Annotated in this window: 15 protein-coding genes; 6 read left to right on the forward strand and 9 right to left on the reverse strand. The window is 68.6% G+C overall.

The window, feature by feature from the left end; genetic code table 11:
* Positions 1 to 27: 27 nt before the first annotated feature.
* Together LR393_RS08180 and LR393_RS08185 are read right to left on the reverse strand one after the other, a co-directional pair.
* Positions 28 to 390, reverse strand: a complete 363-nt coding sequence (locus tag LR393_RS08180) for an NADH-quinone oxidoreductase subunit A (protein ID WP_231482868.1) — start codon at positions 388 to 390, stop codon at positions 28 to 30.
* 52 nt (positions 391 to 442) lie between these two features.
* Positions 443 to 751, reverse strand: a complete 309-nt coding sequence (locus LR393_RS08185; protein ID WP_231482869.1) for a GNAT family N-acetyltransferase — start codon at positions 749 to 751, stop codon at positions 443 to 445.
* 178 nt (positions 752 to 929) lie between these two features.
* On the opposite strand from LR393_RS08185, the gene LR393_RS08190 reads away from it, so the two are divergent.
* The 3 genes from LR393_RS08190 to LR393_RS08200 are packed head-to-tail and all read left to right on the forward strand — an operon-like array spanning position 930 to position 3,402.
* The gene (locus LR393_RS08190; RefSeq protein WP_231482870.1) at positions 930 to 1,799 is read left to right on the forward strand and encodes an ABC transporter substrate-binding protein; all 870 of its coding nucleotides are present in this window, start codon (positions 930 to 932) and stop codon (positions 1,797 to 1,799) included.
* A complete protein-coding gene (locus tag LR393_RS08195) occupies positions 1,796 to 2,659 on the forward strand; it encodes an amino acid ABC transporter permease (RefSeq protein WP_231482871.1) in 864 nt (287 codons plus the stop codon). The genes LR393_RS08190 and LR393_RS08195 overlap by 4 nt, the downstream gene beginning before the upstream one ends.
* Positions 2,656 to 3,402, forward strand: coding sequence for an amino acid ABC transporter ATP-binding protein (locus LR393_RS08200; protein WP_331282923.1), 747 nt, complete (start codon positions 2,656 to 2,658; stop codon positions 3,400 to 3,402). Before LR393_RS08195 ends, LR393_RS08200 begins: the two co-directional genes overlap by 4 nt.
* 62 nt (positions 3,403 to 3,464) lie before the next feature.
* On the opposite strand, the gene LR393_RS08205 is transcribed toward LR393_RS08200, so the two are convergent.
* The gene (locus LR393_RS08205) at positions 3,465 to 4,394 is read right to left on the reverse strand and encodes a LysR family transcriptional regulator (protein ID WP_231482872.1); all 930 of its coding nucleotides are present in this window, start codon (positions 4,392 to 4,394) and stop codon (positions 3,465 to 3,467) included.
* Between the two features lie 262 nt (positions 4,395 to 4,656).
* Here LR393_RS08205 and LR393_RS08210 point away from each other — a divergent pair, with 262 nt between their 5' ends.
* The 3 genes from LR393_RS08210 to rarD are packed head-to-tail and all read left to right on the forward strand — an operon-like array spanning position 4,657 to position 8,588.
* Positions 4,657 to 6,537 (forward strand): 2-oxoacid:acceptor oxidoreductase subunit alpha, encoded by a 1,881-nt coding sequence (locus tag LR393_RS08210; RefSeq protein WP_231482873.1) that lies wholly within the window; start codon positions 4,657 to 4,659, stop codon positions 6,535 to 6,537.
* 1 nt (position 6,538) lies between these two features.
* Positions 6,539 to 7,630, forward strand: a complete 1,092-nt coding sequence (locus tag LR393_RS08215) for a 2-oxoacid:ferredoxin oxidoreductase subunit beta (RefSeq protein ID WP_231482874.1) — start codon at positions 6,539 to 6,541, stop codon at positions 7,628 to 7,630.
* A 25-nt stretch (positions 7,631 to 7,655) separates the two neighbouring features.
* Positions 7,656 to 8,588, forward strand: a complete 933-nt coding sequence (gene rarD / locus LR393_RS08220) for an EamA family transporter RarD (RefSeq protein ID WP_231482875.1) — start codon at positions 7,656 to 7,658, stop codon at positions 8,586 to 8,588.
* Here the strand turns inward: rarD and LR393_RS08225 are convergent.
* From LR393_RS08225 to nuoL, 6 genes are all read right to left on the reverse strand, one after another.
* On the reverse strand, positions 8,585 to 10,852 hold the full coding sequence (locus LR393_RS08225; RefSeq protein ID WP_231482876.1) for an FdhF/YdeP family oxidoreductase: 2,268 nt from the start codon (positions 10,850 to 10,852) through the stop codon (positions 8,585 to 8,587). The genes rarD and LR393_RS08225 overlap by 4 nt on opposite strands.
* 160 nt (positions 10,853 to 11,012) lie before the next feature.
* Complete coding sequence (locus tag LR393_RS08230; RefSeq protein WP_231482877.1) at positions 11,013 to 11,645, reverse strand: Uma2 family endonuclease; 633 nt, start codon at positions 11,643 to 11,645, stop codon at positions 11,013 to 11,015.
* Positions 11,646 to 11,771: 126 nt separating this feature from the next.
* Entirely contained in the window at positions 11,772 to 12,773 is a 1,002-nt protein-coding gene (locus LR393_RS08235) for a polyprenyl synthetase family protein (RefSeq protein ID WP_231482878.1), read from the reverse strand.
* A gap of 5 nt (positions 12,774 to 12,778) precedes the next feature.
* Positions 12,779 to 14,320 (reverse strand): NADH-quinone oxidoreductase subunit NuoN, encoded by a 1,542-nt coding sequence (gene nuoN, locus LR393_RS08240; RefSeq protein WP_269326900.1) that lies wholly within the window; start codon positions 14,318 to 14,320, stop codon positions 12,779 to 12,781.
* Positions 14,321 to 14,355: 35 nt separating this feature from the next.
* A complete protein-coding gene (locus LR393_RS08245) occupies positions 14,356 to 15,885 on the reverse strand; it encodes an NADH-quinone oxidoreductase subunit M (RefSeq protein WP_231482880.1) in 1,530 nt (509 codons plus the stop codon).
* A gap of 18 nt (positions 15,886 to 15,903) precedes the next feature.
* Entirely contained in the window at positions 15,904 to 17,835 is a 1,932-nt protein-coding gene (nuoL, locus tag LR393_RS08250; RefSeq protein ID WP_269326901.1) for an NADH-quinone oxidoreductase subunit L, read from the reverse strand.
* Positions 17,836 to 17,842: the final 7 nt, after the last annotated feature.

Genomic DNA, 17,842 nt, shown 5'->3' on the forward strand with positions numbered 1-17,842 from the left:
TGCCCCGGGCGCCACCACCTGGCCTGGTCAGATCCATCGCAGCACCCCGCGGCGGATGGCGTGGATCAGGCCGATGGCGATGACGCCGAGGAAGACACCCATCTCACCCAGCGTGGCCCAGCCGAGATCCTTGACCACGGTGACCCAGGGAAACAGGTACACCGCGTCGACCGCGAAGATCAGGTAGAGGAACGCGTAGAGGTAGTAGCGGATCTGGCTCTGGGCCCAGCCCGACCCCTCGGCGTCGACCCCGCTCTCGTAGGTGAGCGATTTCTCGGCCGAGCACACCTGCGGGCGCAGGGCCCGGGCCGCCCCCATCGCCCCGGCGAACAGCAGCACCCCGGCCGCGATCACCGTGGCGACGATCAGGTACGTCTCCAGCCCCTCCATGAGGAACGACTGTAGCGACCACCACCGACAGAACCGGGGGACAAACGCGGGCTCAGACCGGCAGACCGAACGCCGCGCGCCGGTTCGCGGGCACCAGCTCGAGGTAGTCCGGGTGCTTCTCCACGAACGCCTTGACGAAGGGACAGACCGGGAGGATCTTCGACCCCCGCTCGCGCTCGATGTCGAGGGCCGCGCGGATCAGCTGGGTGGCCAGACCCTGACCACCGAACTTCTCGCCGATCTCGGTGTGCACGAAGCTCACCACCGGGCCGGGCCCGCGGTGCTCGGTGAACCCGGCCGGCTCGCCGTCGACCCAGATCTCGAAGCGGTTCTCGTCACGATTTTCCCGTACCTCGGCCATCCGTCATGAGAACACACGGGCCCTCCTGATCATCAGGGGTACCCCAGCGTGATGACGTGGTGAATTTCCTGGTCGCGAACCGATGCCCCACAGACCCGGATGCGTTAACCGCATCTGCGAGGCCAAACCCGCAGCTATACACTCAACCGCCGAATCCTGCGCTGACCTTGGAGTATCGATGTCCCGCCGACTGCCCGCCGCCGGCACCGCAATTCTCGCCCTGCTGGCCGTCGCGGCCTGCGCACCCGCCGACTCGAACGACGGGGCGAGCGCCTCGTCCTCCAGTTCCGCGTCCTCGTGCACACCTGCCGACCTGGACACGCTGACCGCGAGCACCCTGACCATCGGGACCGACAAGCCCGCCTACGAGCCCTGGTTCGAGGACGACGACCCGACCAACGGCAAGGGCTTCGAGTCGGCCGTGGCCTACGCCGTGGCCAAGCAGCTCGGCTACACCGACGACCAGGTGAAGTGGGAGACGGTGACCTTCACCGCCGCGGTGCAGCCGGGCAGGAAGAGCTTCGACTTCGACATCAACCAGTTCTCGATCAACGACGAGCGCAAGCAGGCCGTGGACTTCTCCAGCGGCTACTACGACGTGACCCAGGCGGTCGTGGCGCTCAAGGGCAACAAGGCCGCGAGCGTCACCAGCCTGGCCGGCCTCAAGGACCTGAAGCTCGGCGCCCAGGTGGGCACCACCAGCTACAACGCCATCACGTCGGAGATCGACCCGAGCAAGACGCCGGCGGTGTTCGACGACAACGACAAGGCCAAGCTGGCGCTGAACAACGGCCAGATCGACGGCCTGGTGGTCGACCTGCCCACGGCCCTCTACCTGGCCTCCGCCGAGCTCGACGACGGTGTGGTGGTGGGCCAGCTGCCCGCCACCAGCGACACGCCGGAGCAGTTCGGTCTGGTGCTGGGCAAGGACAGCTCGCTGACCAGCTGCGTCAGCCAGGCCGTGGATGCCCTGCGCGCGGACGGCACGCTGGACAAGATCGAGACGCAGTGGCTGACCGAGTCGGCCGGGGCGCCTGAGCTGAAGTGAGTTCTGCCGAGGACACCTGGAGCCCGTCCGCCCTCCAGCGGGAACGGGACGCGTACCGCAAGCGCCAGGGTCTGCGATCGCTGCTGATCGCGGGCCTGAGCACCCTCGTCGTCGGGGGTGCGCTGATCACGGCCGTGGTGTCGGCCCCCGGCTGGGAACGCACCCGCACCACGTTCTTCAACTGGGACAAGGCCGTCGAGTCCTTCCCGGCCGTGCTGGCCGGTTTCTGGATCAACGTCCAGGTCTTCGCGGTCAGCGCCCTGTGCGTGCTGATCGTCGGCATGGCCCTCGCGGTACTGAAAACGCTGCGGGGTCCGGTGTTCTGGCCGCTGCGGGCACTGGCGACGGTGTACGTGGACGTCTTCCGGGGCCTGCCGCTGATCCTGGTGCTGCTGCTGGTCGGGTTCGGCGTTCCCGCGCTGAACCTGACCGGGGTGCCGACGGACCCGATCGTGCTGGGGTGCGTGGCCCTGGTGCTGACCTACTCGGCGTACGTCGCCGAGGTGTTCCGGGCCGGCATCGAGTCGGTGCACCCGAGTCAGCGGGCCGCGGCCCGGTCGCTGGGCCTGAGCGGACCGCAGAGCCTGCGGTACGTGGTGCTGCCGCAGGCCGTGCGCCGGGTGGTGCCGCCACTGCTGAACGACCTGGCCTCGCTGACCAAGGACTCGGGCCTGATCTCGGTGCTCGGCGCCGCGATCGACGCGGTGCGGGCGGCCCAGATCGAGACCGCGACCAGCTTCAACTTCACCCCGTACGTGGTGGCCGGGGCCCTGTTCCTGGTGCTGACCATCCCGCTGACCCGGCTCACCGACCGGGCGGCACGGCGTTACGGGGCCGTCCCGGGCGGAGGCCATCTGTGAGCGCGCTGCTCGGTATCGAGAACCTGCGCAAGAGTTACGGGCGCAGTGTGGTGCTGCGCGATTTCAGCCTGGACGTGGACGAGCACGACGTGGTGGTGCTGATCGGCGCCTCCGGCTCGGGCAAGTCCACGCTGCTGCGCTGCATCGACCTGCTGGAGACCGTCGACGACGGCGTGATCGAGCTGCAGGGCCGGGACATCACCGATCCGCGGGTGAACGCCGACGAGGTGCGCTCGAGGATCGGCATCGTGTTCCAGTCGTTCAACCTGTTCCCGCACCTCACCGTGCTGGACAACATCACGCTGGCGCCGCGCAAGGTGCACGGCGTCCCGGCCGAACTGGCGCGCGAGCGGGCGCTGGTGACGCTGGAGCGGGTGGGCCTGAAGGACCGGGCGGACGCCTATCCCGACCATCTGTCCGGTGGTCAGCAGCAGCGCGTCGCGATCGCCCGGTCGCTGGTCAACGACCCCGTGCTGATGCTGTTCGACGAGGTCACGTCGGCTCTCGACCCGGAACTGGTGGGCGAGGTGCTGGCGATGCTGCGGGACCTGAAGTCCGAGGGCATGACCATGCTGGTGGCCACCCACGAGATGGGTTTCGCCCGCCAGGTCGCCGACCACGTGTGTTTTCTCGATGGTGGACGCGTGCTGGAACGGGGGGCCCCGGAGCAGGTTCTCGGGGAGCCGACGCAGGATCGCACGCGCCAGTTCCTGCGGCGGATCATCGAGGCGGGAAGGCTCTAACAAGAACAGAATGCAGGACGCGTATCAGCTCGCCTACGCGAGCTGATACGCGTCCTCAATTCTTATCTCTGACTGCGACCCCGCAGCGCGATGGTGAGCAGGTCGGAGGCCGGGCCGCGGGGTGAGCTGCCCAGTGGCCAGACGGCCAGCAGACGGCGGTCGAGGGCCAGGCCGGTGACGGCGACCGTGCGCAGCCGGCCGGAGGCCACGTCGTCGGCCACCGCCAGCGTGCTCAGCATGGCCGGACCGGCCCCCGCCAGCACCGCACCCCGCACGGCCGCGGTACCGGACAGCTCCAGCAGCGGCTCGGTGCTCTGGTGACCCACCGCCTCGAGCGCGACCTCAAGCGCCCGCCGGGTGCCGGACCCGGCCTCCCGGGAGACCAGCGGCGTGGCGGCCAGTTCGGCCGCGTCGACCGGGCGCCGACGCCGTGACCAGGGATGACCGGCGGGAACGACCAGCACCAGGGAGTCCGTGCCGATCTCCCGCCAGGCCAGGTCGTCGGGGGCGGCCGGGCCCTCGACGAACCCCAGACCGGCCCGGCCGTCGCGCACCCGCTCGGCGACCTCCTCGGAGTTGGTCGCGGTCAGCTGCACCGACAGCTCGTCGTGCCGGGCCTCGACCTGGTGCCGCAGGGTGACCAGCCAGCGCGGCATCAGGTACTCCGCGACGGTCAGGCTGGCGGCCACGCGCAGACGGGCGTGGTGCTCGGCCCGCAACGCCGCGACGCTGGCCTCCAGCCCGGCGGCGAGTTCGGTGAGCTGCCCGGCCCAGTCGGCGACCAGGGCCCCGGCGGTGGTGAGGGTCGACCCCTGCCGGCTGCGCCGCAGCACCTGCACGCCGAGGGTGGCCTCGAGACGGCGGATGCGTTCGCTGGTGGCCTGCTGGCTGATGTGGTGCTCCCGCGCCGCGGCGCCCAGACTGCCGGTGCGGGCCACCGAGAGCAGCAGGTCGAGCGCCGTGAGTTCGGGCACCCGCGGGGACAGTGGCATGTGATCCAGGTTAGCCCCGTCACAAGGCCAACTTGTGACCGCACAGGGCCGAAGGCACTAGCCAACGGGCCGAGCCCGGCGCAAGGTGGTGCACTGTGTCCCGTCCGTGCCCGGTACACCGACGCCATCAGCGGATCACCCGAACTCAGGGGAATCTCAATGACGTGCGACCCGCCCCACAGCGAGACACTGAACCCGGTGCCCGCGAACCACGGGGTGGAACGACACTCGGGTACAGCCAGGTGCGACTGAGGAGAACTTCATGGACGACACCGCTGTGGTCCCGGCCCCCTCACGGGTCGAGCAGATCGACAGTGTGGTGATCCGTTTCGCCGGTGACTCCGGCGACGGCATGCAGCTGACCGGCGACCGGTTCACCGCCGAGACCGCTTCGCTCGGCAACGACCTGGCGACGCTGCCCAACTTCCCGGCCGAGATCCGCGCTCCCCAGGGAACCCTGCCCGGCGTCTCCAGTTTTCAGTTGCACTTCGCCGACCACGACGTGCTCACCCCCGGCGACGCACCCGACGTGCTGGTCGCGATGAACCCGGCCGCGCTCAAGGCCAACCTGTCCGACCTGCCCCGCGGCAAGACGATCATCGTGAACACCGACGAGTTCACCAAGCGGAACCTGACCAAGGTCGGGTACACCGCGAGCCCGGTCGAGGACGGCTCGCTGGAGTCGTGGCAGGTACAGCCGGTGCCGCTGACCAGCCTGACGGTCGAGGCGCTGAAGGAGTTCGGGCTCAGCCGCAAAGACTCCGAGCGCTCGAAGAACATGTTCGCACTGGGCCTGCTCTGCTGGCTGTACAACCGGCCGACCGAGGGCACCGAGCGTTTCCTGAAGACGAAGTTCGGCCGCAAGCCGGAGATCCTGGCCGCCAACCTGGCCGCGTTCAAGGCCGGCTGGGCGTTCGGCGAGACCACCGAGGGCTTCGCGGTCTCCTACGAGATCGCCCCGGCCCCGGCCCCGGCCGGCACCTACCGCAACGTCACCGGCAACACCGCCCTGGCCTACGGCCTGGTCGCCGCCGGGCACCGCTCCGGGCTGCCGGTGGTGCTGGGCTCGTACCCGATCACCCCGGCCTCCGACATCCTGCACGCGCTGTCGGGCATGAAGAAGTTCGGCGTCACCACCATCCAGGCCGAAGACGAGATCTCCGCGATCGGCGCCGCCCTGGGCGCCTCGTACGGCGGTGCGATCGGCGTGACCACCACCTCCGGGCCCGGTCTGGCGCTGAAGAGCGAGACCATCGGCCTGGCCGTGTCGCTCGAGCTGCCGCTGGTGATCGTCGACGTGCAGCGCGGCGGCCCCTCCACCGGCCTGCCCACCAAGACCGAGCAGTCCGACCTGCTCCAGGCCATGTACGGGCGCAACGGCGAGTCGCCGGTGCCGGTGATCTCGCCGCGCTCGCCCGCCGACTGCTTCGACGCGGCGATCGAGGCGGTGCGGGTGGCCATCACCTACCGCACCCCGGTGCTGCTGCTGTCGGACGGCTACCTGGCCAACGGTTCCGAGCCGTGGCAGCTGCCCTCGGTGGCATCGCTGCCCGACCTGCACGTGGACTTCGCACCGGAGCCCGAGCCCGGCGCGCCCGCCTTCCGGCCCTACGACCGTGATCCGGCCACCCTGGCCCGACCCTGGGCTCCCCCGGGCACCGCCGGTCTGGAGCACCGCATCGGTGGCATCGAGAAGGCCGACGGCACCGGCGAGATCAGCTACGACCCGGACAACCACGACAAGATGGTGCGGCTGCGCCAGGCGAAGATCGACGGCATCGACGTGCCCGACCTGGCGGTCGACGACCCGCACGGTGACGCCGACGTGCTGGTGATCGGCTGGGGCAGCACCTTCGGCCCGATCGCGGCCGGGGCCCGCGACGCCCGCAAGGCCGGCATCCACGTCGCCACCGCCCACCTGCGCCACCTCAACCCGTTCCCGGCCAACACCGGTGACGTGCTGAAACGCTACCGCCGGGTGCTGATCCCGGAGATGAACCTGGGCCAGCTCTCCCTGCTGCTGCGGGGGAAGTACCTGGTGGACGCGCGCGGCTACAACCAGGTGCGGGGTCTGCCGTTCAGTTCGGCCGAGATCTCCGCCGCCATCACGTCGCTCGCCACGCAGATCGAGGAGGGTTACTGACATGACCACGGAACTCGGTATGCCGAGCGTTCTCTCCGGCCTGGTGGGAGTGCCGCACCTGACCGCGGACGACCCGAAGCAGACCCGGAAGAACTTCACCTCCGACGCCGAGGTGCGCTGGTGCCCGGGCTGCGGCGACTACGCGATCCTCGCCGCCGTGCAGGGTTTCCTGCCCGAGCTGGGCATCCGCCGGGAGAACGTGGTCTGTGTCTCGGGCATCGGCTGCTCGTCCCGGTTCCCGTACTACCTCGACACCTACGGCCTGCACTCGATCCACGGACGCGCCCCGGCGATCGCGACCGGCCTGGTCACGGCCCGGCCCGACCTGAACGTCTGGGTGATCACGGGCGACGGCGACGCGCTCTCGATCGGCGGCAACCACCTGATCCACGCGCTGCGCCGCAACGTGAACCTGACCATCCTGCTGTTCAACAACCGCATCTACGGCCTCACCAAGGGTCAGTACTCCCCCACCAGCGAACCCGGCAAGATCACCAAGTCGACGCCCGTCGGCTCGGTGGACACCCCGTTCAACCCGGTGTCCCTGGCGCTGGGCGCCGAGGCCACGTTCGTCGCCCGCACCCTTGACTCAGACCGCAAACACCTCACCTCGGTGCTGAAACAGGCCGTGGAACATCGCGGTTCGGCACTCGTGGAGATCTACCAGAACTGCCCGATCTTCAACGACGGCGCCTTCGACGTGCTGAAGGACCGCGACGAGGCCCAGGCCCGGCTGATCCGGCTGGAGCACGGCGAGCCGATCCGCTTCGGGGTGGACGGTTCCCAGGGTGTGGTGCGGGCGGCCGACGGCACGCTCGAGGTGGCCGACATCGACGCGGCCGGCCTGCCGAACGTGCTGGTGCACGACGCCGGGAATCCCAATCCGGCCACCCAGTTCGCCCTGTCCCGGCTCGACGACCCGACGCTGTCGCACGTGCCGCTCGGGGTGTTCCGCAAGGTCGCCCGCCCGGCCTACGACGACCTGGTGCGAGCCCAGGTGACCGGCGCGGTCGAGGCCAACAACGGCCCGGCCACGGACGACGACCTGGCCGCCCTTCTGGCCGGTAAAGACACCTGGACCGTCACCGGGTGATCCGGGCCACCCCTAGAATCGTGGGATGAATCCGGAGACCCGTAAAGGCATCATCTACGGCTTCTCCTGCTACCTGTTGTGGGGCATCTTTCCGCTCTACTTCCGGCTCCTGGCTGATTCCGGGGCGCTCGAGGTGCTGTCCTACCGGATTCTCTTCAGCGGGGTGCTCTGCGTCGCGCTGCTCACGGCCCTGCGCTCGTGGCCGGAAGTCCGGGCGGTGCTCCGGAACCGCCGTCAGCTGCTGCTCCTGGGCACGGCCGCGTTCCTGATCGCGATCAACTGGGGCGTCTACATCTACGCCGTCAACAGCGATCAGGTGGTCGAGGCCGCGCTCGGCTACTTCCTGAACCCGCTGGTCACCGTGGCCCTGGGCGTCATCGTGCTGCGTGAGCGACTACGCGTGATGCAGTGGGTGGCCGTGGCGGTGGGCGTGGTCGCGGGCATCGTCCTGACCGTGAACTACGGGCACGTGCCCACGATCGCCCTCTCCCTGGCCCTCAGCTTCGGTACCTACGGCCTGCTGAAGAAGCAGGTCGGCAGCAACGGCGGGGTCAGTGCCCTGGCCGGGCTGAGCACCGAGAACCTGGTGCTGGCGCCGTTCACGATCATCACGCTGATCGTGCTGGGCGTCCAGGGCAACAGCACCATCGCCGACAACCCGCCGTGGCAGGCGCTCCTGCTCGTGTCGACGGGCTTCGTCACGGTCGCGCCCCTGCTGTTCTTCGCCTCCGCGGCCAGCCGGGTGCCGCTCTCCACCATGGGTCTGCTGCAGTACCTGACACCCGTACTGCAGTTCCTCTGCGGCGTGCTGGTGCTGGACGAGCACATGCCGGCCTCCCGCTGGGCCGGCTTCGGTCTGGTCTGGGTGGCCCTGGTTCTCCTGACCTCCGACAGCCTGCTCAACGCGCGGCGGCAGCGGTCCGATCGACTCGCCGCCGCCCGCGTCGCTGTCTCCTAGGCCTTTTCGAGGCGGATGATCACGGACTTCGAGGTCGGCGTGTTGCTGGTGTCGGCCACACTGTCCAGCGGCACCAGCACGTTCGTCTCCGGGTAGTACGCCGCCGCGCAACCCTTTGCCGTGTCGTACTGCACGATCCGGAAGTTCTCGGCGCGCCGGTCCACCCCGTCCACCCACTCCGAGACCAGGTCGACCATCTCCCCGTCGGCCAGCCCGAGCGTCCGTAGGTCGTCGGCGTTCACGAACACCACCCGGCGACCGTCCTTGATGCCGCGGTAGCGGTCGTCCAGGCCGTAGATCGTGGTGTTGTACTGGTCGTGACTGCGCAGGGTCTGCAGCAGCAGCCGGCCCGGCGGGATCTTCGGGTACTCCAGCGGGCAGGCGGCGAAGTTGGCCCGGCCGGTCCTGGTCGGGAAACGACGGCTGCGCGTGGCGTGCGGCAGCGTGAAACCGTTCGGGTCGGCCAGTTTCGTCTCGTAGTCGTCGAAGCCCGGCACCACCCGGGAAATCCGGTCGCGGATCGTGGTGTAGTCGGCCTCGAAGTCGTCCCAGGGCACGTCCACCCGGTCGCCGACCGCCCGCCGGGCCAGGCGGGTCACGATCGCCACCTCGGAGAGCAGCTGGCCGGACGGGGGCTTGAGGTTGCCCCGCGAGCCGTGCACCCGGCTCATCGAGTCCTCGACGCTGACCTTCTGATCACCCGAGGACTGCCGGTCGCGGTCGGTGCGGCCAAGTGTGGGCAGGATCAGCGCGGTCTCGCCGCAGACCGTGTGTGAGCGGTTGAGCTTGGTCGAGACCTGCACGGTGAGACGGCATTGACGCAGTGCGGCCTCGGTCAGGTTGCTGTCGGGCGTGGCCCGGACGAAGTTGCCGCCGACCGCCATGAACACGTCGATCTCACCGTCGCGCATGGCCCGCAGGCTGTTGACCACGTCGTGGCCGTGCTTGCGGGGCGGCTCGAAACCGAACTCCTGCTGGAGGTTGTCGAGGAACCACTCGGGCATCTTCTCGAAGATGCCCATGGTGCGGTCGCCCTGCACGTTGCTGTGGCCGCGCACCGGGCACACCCCGGCTCCGGGACGACCCAGGTTGCCCTGGAGCATCAGCACGTTCACGATCTCGTGGATCGTCGGCACCGAGTGCTTGTGCTGCGTGATGCCCATCGCCCAGCAGACGATGGTCTTGCGCGAGGCCAGGAACCGGTCGGCCAGGCTGCGCACCTGCGACTCGGTCAGGCCGGTCGCCCCGACCAGCTCGGCCAGGTCGAGACCCTTGATGTGAGCGACGTAATCGTCGAACCCGGCGGTGTGCTCGGCGATGAACGCGTGGTCGAGCACCTCGTCGTGCTGCAGCAGGATCTGGGCCACGGCCATCATCAGGGCCTGGTCACCGCCGATCCGGATCTGCAGGAAGTCGTCGGCCAGCGGCGTTCCGCTGCCCACGACGCCCTTCGGCGTCTGCGGGTTGTGGAAGTTCATCAGGCCGGCCTCGGGCAGCGGGTTCACCGCCACGATCACGGCGCCGTTCTGCTTGGCCGCCTCCAGCGTGGAGAGCATGCGCGGGTGGTTGGTGCCCGGGTTCTGGCCCATCACCACGATCAGATCGGCCTGCTCGAGGTCGTCGATCTGCACGCTGCCCTTGCCCACGCCGATCGCCTCGGTCAGCGCCGAGCCGGACGACTCGTGGCACATGTTCGAGCAGTCGGGCAGATTGTTCGTGCCCAGCGCCCGCACCATCAGCTGGTAGACGAACGCGGCCTCGTTACTCGTGCGGCCCGAGGTGTAGAAGGTCGCCCGGTCCGGGCTGTCCAGCCCTCGCAGCTCGGTCGCGATCAGGTCGAACGCGGCGTCCCAGCTGATCGGCACGTAGTGGTCCTGGCCGGCGGGCTTGATCAGCGGCTCGGCGAGCCGGCCCTGCTGCCCCAGCCACCAGTCGGTCTTCTGGTCGAGCTCGGAGACGGCGTGCCGGGCGAAGAAGTCGGCCCCGATCGTGCGCTTCGTCGCCTCCTCGGCGACGGCCTTGGCCCCGTTCTCGCAGAACTCCGCCACGTGCCGGTGGTCTTTCTCCGGCCAGGCGCAGCCCGGGCAGTCAAAACCGTCTTTCTGGTTCAGTTTCAGCAGTGTGCGGGCGGTACGGGTGGCGCCCATCTGCTCGTACGACTTCTGCAACGCGTGGTAGACACCGGGAACGCCGGCGGCGTAGTCCTTGTGCTTCCCGATCTGGACATCGCTCTCGTCGAAATCTTCGCGCGGAGCTCGACTCATGACCCGGACCTCACAATCGGCGGCACTGCAGAACCCACCCTTGTGACGCTACCCGAGGGGCGGGTGAGTCACCAGGCGGCCCAGCCGGATGTCAAGAGACCAAAGGACGCCTGGCCCGGGTCGGGTGCCCGGGCCACCCCGGGCACCACGACCCGAGAACTCAGATGCGATCCATCGCGGTCAGGTCGATGTCGATGTCGAAGGGCTCCGTCAGCACCAGACGTTCGCGGTGCACGCCGGTCAGGCGGTAGGACGTGGTCGCCGGGTCCAGCTCATGGACGTACACCACCGGCTTCCCGTCCTCCTTCTCGACGAGCCAGAAATTACGGATCCCGCTCGCTGCGTAGAGCAGGGCCTTGAGCTTGCGGTCGTGGTCCTCCGAAGTCACCGACACCACCTCTACGACCAGGCCCGCGTCGTCCGGAGCAAAGGCATTCCTCGTGAAATCACCGGCCGCCTCGACCGGAAGGATCAAGATGTCCGGGTACACGAGCTTCTTCGGACCGAGCTTGAGACCGACATCTATCCGAATGCGCAGGGTATCCGGCCGATCTCGACTGAGGCCGTGCTCCAGGAGCTGAATCGCTGCGGCATGAAAATTGCTCTGCGGACTCAAAAAGACCAGTCTCCCGTCAATCAGCTCCGTGTGACGGGGGAGATCTGGCAGCTCGAAGAACTCTTCCACCGTGAAGCCGTCTGGATTGATGATCCATTCGGGCAAGGGCTGATAGGGGTTCGTCACCACGCCATTGTCAGTGGTGAACCCCGTCCAGAACACGGGTTCAGCGGTCATGTCGTTCCCCCTTCGCCGTTCGCGTATTCAGGAAAATACCAAACTGTTCGGTTTTTATACAAATGCGATGACACGCAAAACACCGCAGCGACCGCCGGAGGACGGTCGCTGCGCGGTTAGGAAAAGTCAGCGGGTGCGCTCGACCACGGCTTCCGCGAACTTCTGCAGGGCGGCCTTGGCCGGGGACTGCGGCAGCGGGTCGAGGGTGCTGATGGCGTCGTGGGCCCAGCGGGCCGACTCGTCGCGAGCGGCGTCCATCACCTTGTGCTCGTTCAGCGCCTCGATGGTCTCGGCCAGCCGGGCGTCGTCGGAGAGGTCACCGTCGAGCATGCCGACAATGGTGGACGCGTCGGTGTCACCGTCGGCGGCGGCACGGCGGACCAGGAGCGTGGGCAGGGTGGGCACTCCCTCGCGCAGGTCGGTGCCCTGCACCTTGCCGGAGACCCGGCCGGCGCTGGAGAGGTCGATGACGTCGTCGGCGAGCTGGAAGGCGACCCCGACGAGCTCGCCGTAGCGGATCATGATGTCGATCGTCTGCGCGTCGCAGCCGCCGAACATGGCACCGAAACGGCCGGCGGTGGCGATGAGCGAGCCGGTCTTGTCGCCGAGCACCTGGAGGTAGTGGGCGATCGGATCGTCGGTGGGCGACGGGCCGACCGTCTCGTGCATCTGGCCCAGGCACAACCGCTCGAAGGTGGCGGCCTGGATGTCGACGGCCTCGGGGCCGAGCTCGGCGACGATGCGGGAGGCGCGGGCGAAGAGCAGGTCCCCGACGAGGATGGCGATCTGGTTACCCCAGACCAGGTGGGCCGCGGCGGCACCGCGGCGCTGGTCGGCGGAGTCCATCACGTCGTCGTGGTACAGCGAGGCCAGGTGGGTCAGCTCGACGACCACCCCGGCCTGCACGGCCTCGGGACGGTCTCCGTCGCCGAGGTGTGCGGCCAGCAGGGTGAGCATCGGGCGGACCCGCTTGCCCCCTGCCTCCACGAGATGACGGGAGGCCGTATCGGCGAGCTGGTCGGTCTGCTGGACCGCCTCTCGCAGCCGGGCCTCGACCGTTTCCATGCCGATACGGACGGACTCGGCAAGGGCGGCGTCGGCCACCGGCAGATCCAGGGAAGCGGTCACAGCACTCACGGTAAGAACACCGACGAGCTGTTGGCCAATCCGAGGGCGGCGGACGGCAGGATGCCGAGGCCGATCGTCGCGACGACACCGACGCCGACGGCGAGGGTCGTCAGGGCTCCGGGGCGGGTCACGGTTACAGCATCGCCTACCGAGTCGTTGAAGTACATCAACACGATGACGCGGATGTAGAAGAAAACGGCGATGGCGCTGGCCGCGACACCCACGACCACCAGGCCCGGACCCCACGGAGCCTGGTCGGCCGCGGCCGAGAAGACCGCGAACTTGCTGGTGAAGCCGCTGGTGAGCGGAATTCCGGCGAAGGCCAGGAGGAACAGTGTGAAGATCGCAGCGAGCCACGGCGACCGCTTGCCGAGCCCCTGCCACTGGGAGAGGTGAGTAGCCTCACCGCCGACACCGCCGTCCGGGGTGGAGGTGCGCACCATGGTCACCAGGGCGAAGGCGCCGATCGTGGTGAAGCCGTAGGCGGCGAGGTAGAACAGCACGGCACCGATACCCGCCCGGTCCATCGCCAGCAGGCCGACGAGGATGAACCCGGCGTGGGCGATCGAGGAGTAGGCCAGCATGCGCTTCACGTCGGCCTGGACGATCGCGATGATCGATCCGACGAGCATGGTCAGGGCCGCGATCACCCAGATCACCGGCTGCCAGTCCCAGCGCACGCCGGGGATGGCGACGTAGGCGATGCGCAGCAGGGCGCCGAACGCGGCGACCTTGGTGCAGGCGGCCATGAAGCCGGTGACCGGGGTGGGGGCGCCCTGGTACACGTCCGGGGTCCAGGACTGGAACGGGACGGCGCCGACCTTGAACAGCAGGCCGACCGCGAGCAGGCCGATGCCCATGAGCAGCAGGCCGTCCTTGCCGACCACGGCCGAGGCGGCGGTGGTGCCGCCGCCGTCCGCGATCGCCGCGGCGATGGCCGACAGGCGCACGGAGCCCGCGAAGCCGTAGAGCAGCGCGGCGCCGAACAGGAAGAACGCCGAGGAGAAGGCACCGAGCAGGAAGTACTTCAGCGACGCCTCCTGGGACAGGAGACGCCGGCGCCGGGCCATGCCGCACAGCAGGTACAGCGGCAGCGACAGCACCTCCAGGGCGATGAACATCGTCAGCAGGTCGTTCGAGGCCGGGAAGAGCAGCATGCCGACCAGCGAGAACAGGATCAGCGGGTAGATCTCGGTCTGCACCAGGCCGAGGCGGGAGGCGCGGGCCTCGTCCACCGACCCGGGTACCGCCGAGGCCTGCGCGGTGAACGCGCTGGACTCCGGCGAGGCCTCGTCGGCCATGGTCAGCACGGCCATCAGGGCGAGCACCAGGATGGTGCCCTGGAGGAAGAGCGCCGGGCCGTCGATGACGACCGCGCCGCCGGCGGTGGTCTTGGAGGTGTCCTGGGTGGCCAGGTAGACCACGAAGATCAGGGCGGTGGCGATGCTGACCGTGGCCAGGAAGACCTGGATGATGAACCGCTGGGCGCGCGGTGCGAAGGCCTCGACGAGCACGGCGACGAGCGCCGCGACGAAGACGGCCAGCATCGGCGCGACCGCGGTGTAGTCGACCGAAGGAGCGTTCACTTGTTCTCTCCCTCAACTGCGACGGTCGGCTCGGGGTCCGTGACGCCGACCTGCTGCATGGTGGTGCTGATGGCTGGATTGATGACGTCCAGAACGGGTTTCGGGTAGACACCGAGGAAGAGGATCACCACGACCAGCGGTGCGACCACCAGGACCTCGCGGGTGCTGAGGTCTTTCCAGCCGTTCGAGTACTCCTTGACCGGCCCGGTGAACATGCGCTGGTAGGTCAGCAGAATGTAGAGGGCCGCGAGCACGATGCCGAGTGTGGCCAGTGCGGCCACCGCCGGGTACTTGATGAACGTGCCGGTCAGCACCATGAATTCGCTGACGAAGCTCGACATGCCGGGAAGCGCCAGGCTGGACAGACCAGCCAGCAGGAAACCCGCGGCGAGCACCGGGGTGGTGCGCTGCAGGCCGCCGTACTCGTCGATGTCGGCCGAGCCGCGACGGTGGATGAGCATGCCCGCGACCAGGAACAGCGCGGCCGTGGAGAAGCCGTGGTTGACCATGTAGAGGGTCGATCCGGCCTGGCCGGTGGACGTCATCGCGAAGATGCCGAGCACGATGAAACCGAAGTGCGAGATCGAGGTGTAGGCGATCAGGCGCTTGAGGTCGGTCTGGCCGATCGCCAGCAGCGCCCCGTAGAGCACGGACACCACGGCCAGGGCCAGGATCGTCGGGGCGGCCCACTTGCTGGCCCCGGGGAAGAGCGGCAGGCAGAGGGTCAGCATGCCGAAGGTGCCGATCTTGTCGAGCACGCCGACCAGCAGCACCGCCACCCCGGCCGGGGCCTCGGCGGCCGCGTCGGGCAGCCAGGTGTGCACCGGCCAGATCGGCGCCTTGATCGCGAAGGCGATGAAGAGCGAGATGAACATCAGCCGCTCGGCCGCCGGGCTGGAGAACTGCAGCCCGGTCAGCTGGTCGATGAGGAAGCCCTGCTCGCCACCGGGACCGGCGTGGTAGAGCGCGATCACGCCGACCAGCATGATCAGACCGCCGGTGAGCGAGTAGCTGAGGAACTTCACCGCGGCGTACCGGCGGCGCTGCTCGTTGCCGCCGAAGGCCCCGATCAGGAAGTAGACCGGGATCAGGATGGCCTCGAAGAACACGTAGAAGAGGAAGAGGTCACGCGCCGCGAAGACGCCGACCATCATCGCCTCGAGCACCATGATCAGCCCGTAGAACAACCGGGCCTTCTCCTCGTCCACCTCGTTCCAGGCGGCCAGCACGCACACCGGCACCAGCACGGTGGACAGTGCCACCATCACCAGGCCGATGCCGTTCACACCGAGCGCGTAGCTGACGCCGAACTCGCCGATCCAGGAGTGCAGTTCGGTGAGCTGGATCTCGCCGGCGCGCGCCGTGTCGAACTGCAGCGCCGCCACCACGGTCAGTACGAACGCCACCAGCGAGACGCCGAGGGCGACATGCCTCGCCCGCGGCGCGAGCGCCTTGGGCAGGGCCGCGATCACGGCCGAGCCCGCCAGAGGGACGGCTCCGATCACCGTCAGCCAGGGGAAGTCCATGGGTTCCTCAATCAGTGATTACAGGCGGACGGCGAGCATGCCGCCGAGGAGGATGACGACGCCCGCGAGCATCGACGCGGCATAGGAACGGACCAGACCGGTCTGGAGGAGGCGCAACCGGCCGCCGAGGCCGCCGATGAGGGCGGCCAGACCGCGCACGGCACCGTCCACACCCCGGTTGTCCACGAACACCAGCGCGCGGGTCAGGTACTGGCCCGGGCGCATGAACAGGCCCTCGTTGATGTCGTCCTGGAACAGGTCGTGCCGGGCGGCGCGGGTGAGAAGGCTTCCGCGGGGCGCGGTCACGGGGACCGAGGCCTGCCAGTACATCCGCCAGGCCAGGGCCACGCCCACCGCTACGAGAACCAGCGTGGCCCCGGTGATGACGGGCACCGAGAGCACCGGCTCTTCTTCACCGTGGGCACCGGTCACCGGCTCCAGCCAGTGCACGAGCCCGTTGGTGACGCCCAGCGCCAGACCGAGGAAGGCCGAGCCGATCGCGAGGATCATCATCGGCACCGTCATCAGGGCCGGCGACTCGTGCGGGTGGGCATCGTCGTTCCAGCGCTTCTCCTTGCCCTGGAAGGTCATGAAGAAGAGGCGGGACATGTAGAAGGCGGTGATACCGGCGGCCAGCATGGCGGTGAGCCCGAAGACCCAGGGCCGCCAGCCCTCTCCGATGAACGCAGCCTCGATGATCTTGTCCTTGCTCCAGAAGCCGGAGAGGAGCGGGAAGCCGATGATGGCCAGCCAACCCAGCCCGAACGTCACCCAAGTGATCTTCATGACCCCGGAAAGACGTCCGAAAGTGCGCATGTTCACCGAGTCGTTCATGCCGTGCATGACCGATCCGGCGCCGAGGAACATGCCGGCCTTGAAGAAGCCGTGGGTGAGCAGGTGGAAGATCGCGAAGGCGGCACCGACCGGGCCCAGCCCGGCGGCGAGCATCATGTAGCCGATCTGCGACATCGTCGAGGCCGCCAGGGCCTTCTTGATGTCGTCCTTCGCGCAGCCCACGATCGCCCCGTAGACCAGGGTGATCGCACCGACGATGACGACCACCAGCTGGGCGTCCGGCGCACCGATGTAGACCGGGCCCGAGCGCACCACCAGGTAGACACCGGCGGTGACCATGGTCGCGGCGTGGATCAGCGCGGAAACCGGTGTGGGACCGGCCATCGCGTCGCCCAGCCAGGACTGCAGCGGGAACTGCGCGGACTTTCCGCAGGCGCCGACCAGGAGCAGCAGGCCGATGACCGTGAGCTTGTTCTCGCTCGCGGAGTCGGCGTTCGCGAAGACGTCGGTGAACGAGACGCTGCCGAACGCGGCGAACATCGCCATGATCGCCAGCGAAAGTCCCACGTCGCCGACGCGGTTGACGATGAACGCCTTCTTCGCGGCGGTGGCGTAGGCCGGGTTGTGGTTCCAGAAACCGATCAGCAGATAGGACGCCAGACCGACGCCCTCCCAGCCGACGAACATCAGGAGGTACGAGTCGGCCAGGACCAGCAGGAGCATCGAGGCGACGAAGAGGTTGAGGTAGGCGAAGAACCGGCGCCGGTCCGGGTCGTGCTCCATGTAGGCCACGGAGTAGACGTGGATCAGCGAGCCGACGAACGTCACCAGCAGCACGAACGCGATCGACAGCTGGTCGACCAGCAGCCCGGCGTCGAGCTGGAACGTGCCCGCCTGGATCCAGGTGAACAGGTGCAGGTGGATCGCGCGTTCCTCGGCGTCCGCGCCCAGCAGGCTGAAGAAGAGCAGCGCGCCCCAGACGAAGGCGGCCCAGCTCATCACCACACCGAGCCAGTGGCCCCACTTGTCGGTCTTGCGGCCACCGACCAGAAGGATCGCGGCGCCCAGGGCCGGCAGGGCGACCAGCAGCCAGGCGCCGGACTGAACGGTGCCCTCCGCGGCCTGGTACACCCCCGGCTCGGCGGCGGAAATCAGCGTCACA

The sequence above is a fragment of the Kineosporia mesophila genome (assembly GCF_021129235.1).
Classification (GTDB): domain Bacteria; phylum Actinomycetota; class Actinomycetes; order Actinomycetales; family Kineosporiaceae; genus Kineosporia; species Kineosporia mesophila.